This window comes from Streptomyces bikiniensis (assembly GCF_000716625.1).
GTDB classification, from domain to species: domain Bacteria; phylum Actinomycetota; class Actinomycetes; order Streptomycetales; family Streptomycetaceae; genus Streptomyces; species Streptomyces bikiniensis.
This window is the reverse complement of the sequence record NZ_JNXJ01000007.1, coordinates 119767-132340: the sequence shown is the minus strand read 5'-3', so window position 1 is coordinate 132340 and position 12574 is coordinate 119767. Positions and strand designations below refer to the sequence as shown.

The following is a 12574-nucleotide window of genomic DNA, read 5'->3' as shown; positions in this document are numbered from 1 at the left end:
GCCGGTTCGCGTCCCCCGCCCCGTACCGCACGCCCACCCGGCGCCGTACGCGCGGAGAGTACGCCGTTACCTGCCCGTGACCCGCGTGTTCACCGTCACGTAACACGCCCCACCCCTTCGTCACGGCTCCGAAACATCGAGCGGCACCGCCGGAAACCGCGCTGCGCGAATCTCTGGGCCATAACCGGCCACCCCTCATGGCCGGCCGCTCTCCGGCCCCGCCCCGCACAGGCCGTACCGACGACGAGGAGACGCCGATGGCACCAGCCATCACGACCCTGGCCGCAGACGCCCCCGCGCTGTCCGCCGCCAACACCGGGTTCATGCTCATCTGCTCCGCCCTGGTCATGCTGATGACCCCGGGACTCGCCTTCTTCTACGGAGGCATGGTCCGCGTCAAGTCCACCCTCAACATGCTGATGATGAGCTTCGTCAGCCTCGGGATCGTCACGATCCTGTGGGTGCTCTACGGCTTCAGCATCGCCTTCGGCACCGACGTCGGCTCGATCGTCGGCTGGTCCTCCGACTACGTAGGCCTCAGCGGCATCGGCATCACCGAACTGTGGGACGGCTACACCATCCCCGTCTACGTCTTCGCCGTCTTCCAGCTGATGTTCGCGGTCATCACCCCCGCCCTCATCAGCGGCGCCCTCGCCGACCGCGTCAAGTTCACCGCCTGGGCCCTCTTCGTCACCCTCTGGGCCACGATCGTGTACTTCCCCGTCGCCCACTGGGTCTGGGGCTCCGGCGGCTGGCTCTTCGAGATGGGCGTCATCGACTTCGCCGGCGGCACGGCCGTCCACATCAACGCCGGCGCCGCCGCCCTCGGCGTCATCCTCGTCATCGGCAAGCGCGTCGGCTTCAAGAAGGACCCGATGCGCCCGCACAGCCTCCCGCTGGTCATGCTCGGCGCCGCCCTCCTCTGGTTCGGCTGGTTCGGCTTCAACGCCGGCTCCTGGCTCGGCAACGACGACGGCGTCGGCGCCGTGATGTTCGTCAACACCCAGGTCGCCACCGCCGCCGCCATGCTCGCCTGGCTCGCCTACGAGAAGATCCGCCACGGCTCCTTCACCACCCTCGGCGCCGCCTCCGGCGCGGTCGCCGGACTCGTCGCCATCACCCCCGCCGGCGGCTCCGTCAGCCCCCTCGGCGCGATCGCCGTCGGCGCCGTCGCCGGCCTCCTCTGCGCCATGGCCGTCGGCCTCAAGTACAAGTTCGGCTACGACGACTCCCTCGACGTCGTCGGCGTCCACCTCGTCGGCGGCGTCGTCGGCTCCCTCCTCGTCGGCTTCTTCGCCACCGGCGGCGTCCAGTCCGACGCCAAGGGCCTCTTCTACGGCGGCGGCCTGGAACAGCTCGGCAAGCAGGCGATCGGCGTCTTCGCGGTCCTCGCCTACTCTCTGATCGCCTCCGCGATCCTCGCCCTGATCGTCGACAAGACCATCGGGATGCGAGTCAGCGAGGACGACGAGGTCTCCGGCATCGACCAGGTCGAGCACGCCGAGACCGCGTACGACTTCAGCGGAGCCGGCGGCGGCACCTCCTCCCGCACCACCGCCGCCGCCCCCGCCCCGGCCGTCACGGAGAACAAGAAGGTGGACGCATGAAGCTCATCACCGCGGTCGTGAAGCCGCACCGGCTCGACGAGATCAAGGAGGCCCTCCAGGCGTTCGGCGTCCACGGCCTCACCGTCACCGAAGCCAGCGGCTACGGACGCCAGCGCGGCCACACCGAGGTCTACCGGGGCGCCGAGTACACCGTCGACCTGGTCCCCAAGATCCGCATCGAGGTCCTGGTCGAGGACGAGGACGCCGAACAGCTCATCGACGTCGTCGTCAAGGCCGCCCGAACCGGCAAGATCGGAGACGGCAAGGTGTGGAGCGTGCCGGTCGAGACCGCCGTACGGGTCCGCACCGGCGAGCGCGGTCCGGACGCACTGTAGGAACACGTGAGGAGCCGCCGGGTGACGAGCCTCGAAGTCAGCGCACAGAACGAAGAATCGGGACCCGGCGGTTACGCGGCGGCCCGGCTGCTCCTCCTCCACGAGAAGGAGCGGTCCGGGCCGCCGCGCCGTGCCGCCCTCGCCCGCCTCACCGACGACTGGCTGGCCGGCCTCTTCGCCGCCGCCGCGCCGCCCCGCGGCACCGCCCTCGTCGCCGTCGGCGGCTACGGCCGCTCCGAACTCTCCCCCCGCAGCGACCTCGACCTCCTCCTGCTCCACGACGGCACCGCCGACAAGGCCGCGATCGCCGCCCTCGCCGACCGCATCTGGTACCCGGTCTGGGACCTCGGCCTCGCCCTCGACCACTCCGTCCGCACCCCCGCCGAGGCCCGCGCCACCGCAGCCGACGACCTCAAGGTCCACCTCGGCCTCCTCGACGCCCGGCCCCTCGCCGGAGACGCCGGACTCGTCGCCGCCCTGCGCACCACCGTCCTCGCCGACTGGCGCAACCAGGCCCCCAGGCGCCTCCCCGAACTCGACGCGCTCTGCCGCGAGCGCGCCGAACGCACGGGCGAGCTCCAGTTCCTCCTCGAACCCGACCTCAAGGAGGCCCGCGGCGGACTGCGCGACGCCCAGGCCCTGCGCGCCGTCGCCGCCTCCTGGCTCGCCGACGCCCCCCGCGAAGGCCTCGACCGCGCCCGCCGCGCCCTCCTCGACGCCCGCGACGCCCTCCACCTGGCCACCGGCCGCGCCACCGACCGGCTCGCCCTCCAGGAGCAGGACGCCGTCGCCGCCGAACTCGGCCTCCTCGACGCCGACACCCTGCTCCGCGAGGTGTACGAGGCCGCCCGGACCATCTCGTACGCCACCGACGTCACCTGGCGCGAGGTCAACCGCGTCCTCAAGGCCCGCTCGGCCCGCCCCCGGCTCCGGTCCCTCCTGGGCGGCCGGACCGGCGGCAAACCCCCGGTCGAGCGCACCCCGCTCGCCGAGGGCGTGGTCGAGATGGACGGCGAGGTCGTCCTCGCCCGCACCGCCCGACCCGAGCGCGACCCCGTCCTGCCCCTGCGGGCCGCCGCCGCGGCCGCCCAGTCCGGCCTGCCGCTCTCCCCGCACGCCGTACGCCGGCTCGCCGCCACCGCCAAACCCCTCCCCGTGCCCTGGCCCGCCGAGGCGCGCGAGGAACTCGTCACCCTCCTCGGCGCCGGCGAGGCCACCGTCCCCGTCTGGGAGGCCCTGGAGGCCGAGGGGATCGTCACCCGGCTCCTCCCCGACTGGGAACGCGTCCGCTGCCGCCCCCAGCGCAACCCCGTCCACACCTGGACCGTCGACCGCCACCTCGTCGAGACCGCCGTCCGCGCCGCCTCCCTCACCCGCCGCGTCGGCCGCCCCGACCTCCTCCTCGTCGCCGCCCTCCTCCACGACATCGGCAAGGGCTGGCCCGGCGACCACTCCGTCGCCGGCGAGACCATCGCCCGCGACCTCGCCGCCCGCGTCGGCTTCGACCGCACCGACACCGCCACCGTCGCCACCGCCGTCCGCCACCACCTCCTCCTGGTCGAGACCGCCACCCGGCGCGACCTCGACGACCCCGCCACCGTCCAGGCCGTCGCCACCGCCGTCGGCACCCTCGGCACCCTGGAACTCCTGCACGCCCTCACCGAGGCCGACGCCCTCGCCACCGGGCCCGCCGCCTGGTCCTCCTGGCGTGCCTCGCTCGTTGCCGACCTGGTCAAACGGGTCGCGGGCGTCCTCGCCGGAGAACCCCTGCCCGACCCCGAGGCCGCCGCCCCCAGCGCCGAGCAGGAACGCCTCGCCATCGAGGCCCTGCGCACCGGCGAACCCGTCCTCGCCCTCCACACCCGGGACGAGCACGCGGCCGCCCACGACGACTCCCCTTCCGGCGAAGCCGCGCCCGAGCCCGTCGGCGTCGAACTCGTCATCGCGCTGCCCGACCGGCCCGGCGTCCTGCCCGCCGTCGCCGGCGTCCTCGCCCTGCACCGCCTCACCGTCCGCGCCGCCGACCTGCGGGCCGTCGACCTCCCCACCGGCCTCGGCTCCGGCTCCGTCCTCGTCCTCGACTGGCGCGTCGCCGCCGAGTACGGCTCCCTGCCCGAGGCCGCCCGGCTCCGCGCCGACCTCGTCCGCGCCCTCGACGGCTCCCTCGACATCCCCGCCCGTCTCGCCGAACGCGAGGCCGCCTACCCCCGGCGCCGGGGCCTCGCCGCCCCGCCGCCCCGCGTCACCGTCGCCGCCGCCGACTCCCGCCTCGCCACCGTCATCGAGGTCCGCGCCCAGGACGCCCCCGGCCTCCTGCACCGCATCGGCCGCGCCCTGGAGGGAGCGGCGGTACGGGTCAGGAGCGCCCACGTCTCCACCCTCGGCGCCAACGCCGTCGACACCCTCTACGTGACCCGCCCGGACGGCTCCCTGCTGCCGCCGGAGGAGGCGGTGGACCTGGCGAGGACGCTGGAGACGGCGCTGGGGTGACCCGGGGGCTCGTCCCCGTTCACCGCTTCCCGGTGGGCGGGGACGTTTTCTTCGCAGGGCCGGATACCCTGGAGGGCGATTCCCCGCCCCCGACCCCAAGGACCGACGAGCGCTGTGTTCGATACCCTCTCCGACCGCCTGGCGAGCACCTTCAAGAGTCTCCGCGGCAAGGGCCGTCTGTCCGAGCAGGACATCGACAGCGCCGCCCGGGAAATCCGTATCGCCCTCCTCGAGGCCGACGTCGCCCTGCCGGTCGTGCGCGCGTTCATCCGGAACGTCAAGGAGCGGGCCCTCGGCGCCGAGGTCTCCAAGGCGCTCAACCCCAGCCAGCAGGTCATCAAGATCGTCAACGACGAGCTGGTCGCCATCCTCGGCGGCGAGACCCGTCGCCTGCGGTTCGCCAAGACCGCGCCCACCGTGATCATGCTCGCCGGTCTCCAGGGCGCCGGCAAGACCACCCTCGCCGGAAAGCTCGGCCTCTGGCTCAAGGGCCAGGGCCACTCCCCGCTGCTCGTCGCCTGCGACCTCCAGCGACCCAACGCCGTCAACCAGCTCTCGGTCGTCGCCGACCGCGCGGGCGTGGCCTTCTACGGCCCCCAGCCGGGCAACGGCGTCGGCGACCCGGTCCAGGTCGCCAAGGACTCCATCGAGTACGCGCGCACCAAGCTCTACGACGTCGTCATCGTCGACACCGCCGGCCGCCTCGGCATCGACCAGGAGCTGATGCAGCAGGCCGCGGACATCCGCGACGCCGTCTCCCCCGACGAGATCCTCTTCGTCGTCGACGCCATGATCGGCCAGGACGCGGTCAACACCGCCGAGGCCTTCCGCGACGGCGTCGGCTTCGACGGCGTCGTGCTCTCCAAGCTCGACGGCGACGCCCGCGGTGGTGCCGCGCTCTCCATCGCGCACGTCACCGGCAAGCAGATCATGTTCGCCTCCAACGGCGAGAAGCTGGACGACTTCGACGCGTTCCACCCGGACCGCATGGCGTCCCGCATCCTCGGCATGGGCGACATGCTCTCCCTCATCGAGAAGGCCCAGCAGACCTTCGACGAGGAAGAGGCCGCCAAGATGGCCTCGAAGCTCGCGTCGAAGAAGGGCCAGGAGTTCACGCTCGACGACTTCCTGGCCCAGATGGAGCAGGTCCGCAAGATGGGCTCCATCTCGAAGCTGCTCGGCATGCTCCCGGGCATGGCCCAGATGAAGGACCAGATCAACAACATCGACGAGAAGGACGTCGACCGCACGGCCGCCATCATCAAGTCGATGACCCCCGGCGAGCGCCAGGACCCGACGATCATCAACGGCTCCCGTCGCGCCCGCATCGCCAAGGGCTCCGGCGTCGAGGTCAGCGCGGTCAAGGGCCTGGTCGAGCGGTTCTTCGAGGCCCGCAAGATGATGTCCCGCATGGCCCAGGGCGGCGGCCTCCCGGGCATGCCCGGCATCCCCGGCATGGGTGGCGGCCCCGGCCGGCAGAAGAAGCAGGTCAAGCAGGCCAAGGGCAAGCGCAAGAGCGGCAACCCGATGAAGCGGAAGGCCGAGGAGCAGGCCGCCGCCGAGCGCCGCGAGCAGGCGCAGCAGGGCGGCGCCTTCGGCCTGCCCGGGGCGGGCCAGAGCCCGAAGGACTTCGAGCTGCCGGACGAGTTCAAGAAGTTCATGGGCTGACAGCCGGTACGAGGAGGGGCCCGGAGCGGTGTCACACCGCTCCGGGCCCCTCTTCATCCCTCCGGACCGCCCGCGGTGCCCGGTTCCTCCCGCTCTTCGATACTGGGGCCACTGCCGCCCCGAGGAGAGTCACGTGGCCGACCCCGCACCCCCGCGCGACCGGACCGACCAGCCCTGGCGCTCGGAAGGGGCCCCGCCGCCCCCGTCGCCGAAGAAGCGGATGCCGGGCGGCTGGGGCGGACTGATCCTCACCGCGCTCGTCGTCTACCTGCTGACCAACATCGTCCTGTCGTTCTTCAACGACGGCGACGGCCCGACGATCTCGTACACCGAGTTCGACAAGCAGGTCGCCGCCGGGAACGTCACCAAGATCTACTCCAAGGGCGACGCGATCCAGGGGCAGCTGAAGAACAAGCAGCCCGTCCCCGACGGCGAGGGCGACTACACCAAGTTCACCACCCAGCGGCCCGCCTTCGCGGACGACGACCTGTGGGCGCAGCTGACCAGGCAGAACGTCGTCGTCACCGCCGAACCGGTCGTCCAGGAGCGCAGCTTCCTCGCCAACCTGCTCCTCTCGCTCGCGCCGATGCTGCTGCTCGTCCTGCTGTGGGTGTTCATCGCCCGCCGGATGAGCGCGGGCATGGGCGGGGCCGGCGGCATGCTGGGCCGCAAGCAGCCGCCCAAGCCGGTCGAGCTGGAGACCGGGAAGCGCACCACCTTCGCGGACGTCGCCGGCATCGACGAGGTCGAGGGCGAGCTGAACGACGTGGTCGACTTCCTCAAGAACCCGGACGCCTACCGGGCCATGGGCGCCAAGATGCCCCGGGGCGTGCTCCTCGCCGGACCTCCCGGCACCGGCAAGACGCTCCTCGCGCGGGCCGTCGCGGGCGAGGCCGGGGTGCCGTTCTTCTCGGCCTCCGCCTCCGGGTTCATCGAGATGATCGTGGGCGTGGGCGCCTCCCGGGTGCGGGAGCTGTTCGCCGAGGCCCGCAAGGTCGCCCCGGCGATCGTCTTCATCGACGAGATCGACACCATCGGCCGGGCCCGGGGCGGCGGCTCCGGGATGGGCGGCCACGACGAGCGCGAGCAGACCCTCAACCAGATCCTCACGGAGATGGACGGCTTCACCGGCTCCGAGGGGGTCATCGTCCTGGCCGCCACCAACCGCGCCGACGTCCTCGACCCCGCCCTCACCCGGCCCGGCCGCTTCGACCGGATCGTGCACGTCAACCCGCCGGACCGGGGCGGCCGCGAGGCCATCCTGCGCATCCACACCCGGGAGATCCCGCTCGCCGAGGACGTCGACCTGGAGCAGGTGGCCCGTACGACCCCCGGCATGACCGGCGCCGAACTCGCCAACCTCGCCAACGAGGCCGCGCTGCTCGCGGTCAAGCGCGAGCAGAAGGCCGTCACGCAGTCCGATCTGTCCGACGCCCTGGAGAAGGTCCAACTCGGTGCGGAACGGCCCCTGGTGATGCCGGAGGAGGAGCGGCGGCGGACCGCGTACCACGAGAGCGGCCACGCCCTGCTCGGCATGCTCCAGCCGGGCGCCGACCCGGTCCGGAAGATCACCATCGTGCCGCGCGGCCGGGCCCTGGGCGTCACCCTGTCGACCCCCGACGCCGACAAGTACGCCTACACGGAGGAGTACCTGCGCGGCCGGATCATCGGCGCCCTCGGCGGGATGGCGGCCGAGCAGGTGGTGTTCGGGGTGATCACCACGGGGGCCGAGAGCGACCTGGAACAGGTCACCAACATCGCCCGGGGGATGGCGGGCCGGTGGGGGATGAGCGAGAGCGTCGGCCGCCTCACCGCCATCCCGAGCGACGCCCAGCAGGCGTACGGGCTTTCGGCGGCCCCCGCGACCCTGGACACCGTCGACCGGGAGATGCGGCGGATCGTCGACGAGTGCTACGAGGTCGCGCTGCGGCGGCTCGACGAGCACCGGGACAAGCTGGACGCCCTGGCCGAGGCCCTTCTGGCGAACGAGACCCTGGAGGAGGAGGCGGCCTACCGCGCGGCGGGCATCGCCCGCCCGGCCCCGGGCCCCGAGCCGGGCGTGGGCCCGAACCCGGAGCGGCCGGGGGAGTGAGGGGCTCCCCCAAGGGCGCGCGGGGAGCGGCGCGTACGTGTTGCCCCAGGCGCACGGGTCCCAGGGGGGTGCGTACCTCAGGGCGTACGGGTCGCAGGCGTGCGGGCCCCGGGGTGTACGGGTCTCAGGGCGTGCTGGTCGCGGGCGTGCGGGCCCCGGGGCGTACGGGTCTCAGGGTGTGCGGGCGATCACGTACCGGAAGACGTTCGGCATCCACACCGTCCCGTCCGGGCGGACGTACGGGGCGAGCGCCTCCTCGATCTCCTTCTCCACCTGGGAGGGGTCGGTCGCGCGGACCGCCTCGTCGAAGGCGCCCGTCGAGAGCAGGCCCCGCACCGCGCTGGCCCCGTCGGCGTACCCGAAGGGGCAGGCCACCCGGCCCGAGCCGGCCGGCCGCAGCCCCGCCGCGGCCGCGAGCGCGTCCAGGTCCGGGCCGAGCCCAGCCGCCGGGCGGCGGTCGGCGAGCCGGGCCGCGAGCCGCAGGACCGGTTCCGTGGCGCACCGCTCCGGGGGTCCCCAGCCGGCGAGGACGACGGTCGTGCCAGGTTGAGCCGTACGGGTGACGGCCGCGAGCTCCGGGAGCAGGGCGTCCGTCGCGTGGAAGGCGGTGACCACGTCGTACGGGGCACACTCCGGCGCTTCCCCGGTGACGGCGACGTCCTCCGGGAGCCGCTCCCTGGCCAGCTCCACGCGCGCGTGGTCCCGGTCCGCGCCGGCCACCCGGGCGCCCCGCGCGGCCGCCATGAGGAGGGCCAGGCCCGAGCCGCAGCCCAGGCCGAGGACCCGGGAGGCCCCGTCCACGCCGAGGCGGTCGTACACCGCCTCGTAGAGGGGGACGAGCATCCGTTCCTGGATCTCGGCCCAGTCGCGCGCGGGGTGGTGCGGGACGAGCGTAGGTGTCATGGATAAGCGCCCCAATCAGTGCTCGGACGACAGCTCCCCGTAGTCAGGGAACTCCGCATCGGGGTCCGCGTCCAGTGGTCGGGGCGGACCGATTCGTCCGGGGGAGGGGCGGTGTGCGCCCGCGCGCGGGGACCCGGTAATCTCCCCGCAACACTTCGTGCCCGCTCGAGGGCGCGCCCCCTGGGGGCGCGCACGCCCGGGACCTCCGGAGACGGGCCCCGGGCCGCCGGGGCGGAGTCGCCCGGACGGGGGCGTGCACAGCCGGGCTCCGCGCCGGGGCGTATGCGCCGCTGCGTACGGGCTTGTGGCTTCCCGCGCGGCTTCTCCGCAGATCGGCGCACTGGCCCTCGTCGGGACGCATCAATGGCAACTGACTGGTAAGTGCAAAATATTTGGGATGCCCCGGAATGGAACCCGGGGGCACTCCGGCTCGTTGTACCCGACGTGAGCACGACACCACCTGTTCTCGCCGCAGAGCTGGCACAGGCGTGGGCCGACATTCAGCGGCACCACCCCGAGCTGCCCGACCTTGCCGCGCCCGAATCCCTCATCGGGGAGTCCTCGTCCGCCTGTGGCGCCGAACTCTCCTTCGAACGACTCCTCCACGAGGCGGTCCACGGCATCGCCGCCGCCAGAGGCGTCCGCGACACCTCCCGCGCCGGCCGCTACCACAACCGCCGCTTCCTCGCGATCGCCGAGGAGATGGGCCTCGACCACCCCGAGGAGCCGCATGCCAGCAGCGGCTTCTCCCTGGTCACGCTCAACGCGGAGGCCAGACGGCGCTACCGCCCCACCATCGAACGGCTCCAGCGCGCCCTCAAGGCCCACACGGTCGCCACCGCCGCCGACACCAAGCGCTCCTTCCGCGGACCGGCCGCCCGGCACGGCTCCTCGGGCGGCGGCGTGCGGGTCAAGGCCGTCTGCGACTGCGGGCGCAACGTGCGCGTGGTCCCGTCGGTCCTCGCCCAGGCCCCGATCGTCTGCGGCGGCTGCGGCAAGCCCTTCCGCATCCCGGAGACGGTGGGCGCCGCCAACTGACCCCCCGGCGTGTGGCACAATGGCTAGCTGTACTCGACAGTCGCACAGGACCCCTCTCTCCTCCGGCTGACGCGTCCATCGGGCATCCGAGTACCGCAACCCCACGTGGCATCTCAAGTGCCCAACCACGTCATAGACCAGGAGACACCACTCCAGTGGCAGTCAAGATCAAGCTCAAGCGCCTCGGTAAGATCCGCCAGCCGCACTACCGCATCGTCGTCGCCGACTCGCGCACCCGCCGCGACGGTCGCGCGATCGAGGAGATCGGCCTCTACCACCCGACGTACAACCCGTCGCGTATCGAGGTCGACTCCGAGCGTGCGCAGTACTGGCTGTCCGTCGGCGCCCAGCCGACCGAGCCGGTCCTCGCCATCCTGAAGCTCACCGGCGACTGGCAGAAGCACAAGGGCCTCCCGGCCCCCGAGAAGGCGCTGCTCGTCCCCGCCACCAAGGAGGCGAAGCGCGCCTCGTTCGACGAGTTCGCGAAGACCCTCGAGGGCGGCGACGACAAGGGTGAGGCCATCACCCCGAAGGCCAAGAAGGCCGACAAGAAGGCGGACGAGGCCGAGGCCGCGTCCACCGAGTCGACCGAGGCCTGATCATGCTCGAGGAGGCTCTCGAGCACCTCGTGAAGGGCATCGTCGACAACCCCGACGAGGTGCAGGTCGCCTCGCGCAACCTGCGCCGGGGCCGCGTGCTCGAGGTCCGGGTCCACCCCGACGACCTCGGCAAGGTGATCGGCCGCAACGGCCGCACCGCGCGTGCGCTGCGCACCGTCGTGGGAGCCATCGGCGGCCGTGGGATCCGGGTCGACCTCGTCGACGTGGACCAGGTCCGCTGAGAAGGTCGGCAGCATCACCTTGAGTTGTGCCGGCACGGGCCGGGGAGGGCTTACGAGCCCGCCCCGGCCCGTTGTCGTACGAGCTGTGTGACAGGAGAGAGTGAAGCAGTGCAGTTGGTAGTCGCGCGGATCGGGCGCGCCCACGGCATCAAGGGCGAGGTCACCGTCGAGGTGCGCACGGACGAGCCCGAGCTCAGGCTCGGCCCCGGCGCCGTCCTGCTCACCGACCCGGCCTCCGCCGGGCCGCTGACCATCGAGACCGGCCGCGTTCACAGCGGCCGCCTGTTGCTGCGCTTCGAGGGCGTCCGCGACCGCACCGCCGCCGAGGCCCTGCGCAACACCCTCCTCATCGCCGAGGTCGACCCCACGGAGATGCCCGAGGAGGAGGACGAGTACTACGACCACCAGCTGATCGACCTCGACGTCGTCCTCGCCGACGGCACCGAGATCGGGCGCATCACCGAGATCTCCCATCTGCCGTCCCAGGACCTCTTCATCGTCGAACGCCCCGACGGCACCGAGCTGATGATCCCCTTCGTCGGGGAGATCGTCACCGAGATCGACCTGGAGGAGCAGCGGGCCGTGATCGACCCGCCGCCCGGCCTGATCGACGACCGCGCCGAGATCGCCTCCTCCCGCGAGGACGAGGCCGGTTCCTCCGAGGAGTCCGGCGAGGAGCGGGCATGAGGCTCGACGTCGTCACGATCTTCCCCGAGTACCTCGAACCGCTGAACGTCTCCCTCGTCGGCAAGGCACGCGCGCGCGGACAGCTCGACGTCCACGTCCACGACCTGCGCGGATGGACGTACGACCGGCACAACACGGTCGACGACACCCCGTACGGCGGCGGCCCCGGCATGGTCATGAAGACCGGGCCCTGGGGCGACGCGCTCGACCAGACCCTCGCCGACGGGTACGAGGGCGGCGCCCACGGCCCCGTCCTCGTCGTCCCCACCCCCAGCGGCCGCCCCTTCACCCAGGAGCTGGCCGTCGAACTCTCCGAGCGGCCCTGGCTGATCTTCACCCCGGCCCGCTACGAGGGCATCGACCGCCGGGTCGTGGACGAGTACGCGACCCGGATGCCGGTCTACGAGGTATCCATCGGGGACTACGTCCTGGCCGGCGGAGAGGCAGCCGTCCTCGTCGTCACCGAGGCCGTCGCCCGCCTCCTGCCCGGCGTCCTCGGCAACGCCGAGTCCCACCGGGACGACTCCTTCGCCCCCGGGGCCATGGCCAACCTCCTGGAGGGCCCCGTCTACACCAAGCCCCCCGAGTGGCGCGGCCGGGGCATCCCCGACGTGCTCCTCAGCGGTCACCACGGGAAGATCGCCCGCTGGCGGCGCGACGAGGCCTTCCGCCGCACCGCCGCGCACCGGCCCGACCTCATCGAGCGCTGCGACCCGGCCGCCTTCGACAAGAAGGACCGGGAGATCCTCTCCATGATGGGGTGGGCCCCCGAGCCCGGCGGCCGATTTTGGCGCAGGGTCGAGGGCGTGGAAGAATAGGCCGCTGCCGTCCGTCCGGCGCGCGCCCCTGCCACAGGGGGAACGACGCCGCCAGGAGCGGACGGTCTCCGAAACCCTTTCGAACGTACCGCTGA

11 protein-coding genes are annotated in these 12574 nt (G+C 72.7%); 10 read left to right on the top strand and 1 reads right to left on the bottom strand.

Annotated features, from left to right (window positions below; genetic code table 11):
* The first annotated feature begins 257 nt into the window (after positions 1 to 257).
* The 5 genes from OO47_RS07195 (at position 258) to ftsH (ending at position 8192) form a co-directional block, all read left to right on the top strand.
* Positions 258 to 1607: an ammonium transporter gene (locus OO47_RS07195; protein WP_030220540.1), complete on the top strand. Its 1350-nt coding sequence runs from the start codon at positions 258 to 260 to the stop codon at positions 1605 to 1607.
* Positions 1604 to 1942, top strand: a complete 339-nt coding sequence (locus OO47_RS07190; RefSeq protein WP_015036464.1) for a P-II family nitrogen regulator — start codon at positions 1604 to 1606, stop codon at positions 1940 to 1942. The genes OO47_RS07195 and OO47_RS07190 overlap by 4 nt, the downstream gene beginning before the upstream one ends.
* Before the next feature lie 21 nt (positions 1943 to 1963).
* Positions 1964 to 4432, top strand: a complete 2469-nt coding sequence (locus OO47_RS07185) for a [protein-PII] uridylyltransferase (protein WP_030220539.1) — start codon at positions 1964 to 1966, stop codon at positions 4430 to 4432.
* A gap of 114 nt (positions 4433 to 4546) precedes the next feature.
* Complete coding sequence (gene ffh, locus OO47_RS07180) at positions 4547 to 6100, top strand: signal recognition particle protein (protein WP_030220533.1); 1554 nt, start codon at positions 4547 to 4549, stop codon at positions 6098 to 6100.
* A gap of 133 nt (positions 6101 to 6233) precedes the next feature.
* Positions 6234 to 8192, top strand: coding sequence for an ATP-dependent zinc metalloprotease FtsH (ftsH, locus tag OO47_RS07175; RefSeq protein WP_051716294.1), 1959 nt, complete (start codon positions 6234 to 6236; stop codon positions 8190 to 8192).
* Positions 8193 to 8363: 171 nt separating this feature from the next.
* Here the strand turns inward: ftsH and OO47_RS07170 are convergent, their stop codons facing one another.
* Complete coding sequence (locus tag OO47_RS07170; RefSeq protein WP_033208333.1) at positions 8364 to 9095, bottom strand: class I SAM-dependent methyltransferase; 732 nt, start codon at positions 9093 to 9095, stop codon at positions 8364 to 8366.
* Between the two features lie 444 nt (positions 9096 to 9539).
* On the opposite strand from OO47_RS07170, the gene OO47_RS07165 reads away from it, so the two are divergent.
* The 5 genes from OO47_RS07165 (at position 9540) to trmD (ending at position 12479) form a co-directional block, all read left to right on the top strand.
* Positions 9540 to 10133: a hypothetical protein gene (locus OO47_RS07165; RefSeq protein ID WP_030223094.1), complete on the top strand. Its 594-nt coding sequence runs from the start codon at positions 9540 to 9542 to the stop codon at positions 10131 to 10133.
* A gap of 155 nt (positions 10134 to 10288) precedes the next feature.
* Positions 10289 to 10732, top strand: a complete 444-nt coding sequence (rpsP, locus tag OO47_RS07160; protein WP_015036470.1) for a 30S ribosomal protein S16 — start codon at positions 10289 to 10291, stop codon at positions 10730 to 10732.
* Positions 10733 to 10734: 2 nt separating this feature from the next.
* Positions 10735 to 10974 carry an RNA-binding protein gene (locus OO47_RS07155; protein WP_020868149.1) on the top strand — a complete coding sequence of 80 codons (240 nt, stop codon included), beginning with the start codon at positions 10735 to 10737 and terminating at the stop codon, positions 10972 to 10974.
* Between the two features lie 108 nt (positions 10975 to 11082).
* Positions 11083 to 11661: a ribosome maturation factor RimM gene (gene rimM, locus OO47_RS07150; RefSeq protein ID WP_030223088.1), complete on the top strand. Its 579-nt coding sequence runs from the start codon at positions 11083 to 11085 to the stop codon at positions 11659 to 11661.
* Complete coding sequence (gene trmD, locus OO47_RS07145; protein ID WP_030223085.1) at positions 11658 to 12479, top strand: tRNA (guanosine(37)-N1)-methyltransferase TrmD; 822 nt, start codon at positions 11658 to 11660, stop codon at positions 12477 to 12479. Before rimM ends, trmD begins: the two co-directional genes overlap by 4 nt.
* Positions 12480 to 12574: the final 95 nt, after the last annotated feature.